We start from the raw sequence: 255 nt of genomic DNA, 5'->3' as shown, positions 1-255 counted from the left end.
AGATGTATTTTTAACGTATTGCTTATTAAAAGATTCACCAAACATGGATTGGAAAGAGCAGGCTCGCAGCACTGAAAATTTAGATGCGGTTGTAAATCAGGGTAGAGAGCAAGGGTTGATGCTCAACGATAATAATACTCCGCGTAGCCTGCAATCTTGGGGGAATCAAATATTTGCTCAATTAACTGATGTTGCAAAGTGGATGGATAAAGCTTACGGCGTGAGTTATTACTCTGAAACAATTGAGCGAATGAG

The 255-nt window shown here is 39.6% G+C and carries 1 protein-coding gene; it reads left to right on the top strand.

Going from position 1 to position 255, the window contains the following annotated elements; genetic code table 11:
• Nucleotides 1–43: 43 nt before the first annotated feature.
• Nucleotides 44–255, top strand: a 212-nt coding sequence (locus SB756_RS32395) for a hypothetical protein (RefSeq protein WP_410913547.1), incomplete at its 3' end; no start/stop codon positions are given.

This window comes from Pseudomonas sp. SIMBA_068 (assembly GCF_046534705.1).
GTDB lineage: Bacteria > Pseudomonadota > Gammaproteobacteria > Pseudomonadales > Pseudomonadaceae > Aquipseudomonas > Aquipseudomonas putida.
The sequence above is the reverse complement of the archived record's forward strand: the minus strand, read 5'-3'. Positions and strand labels throughout refer to the sequence as shown.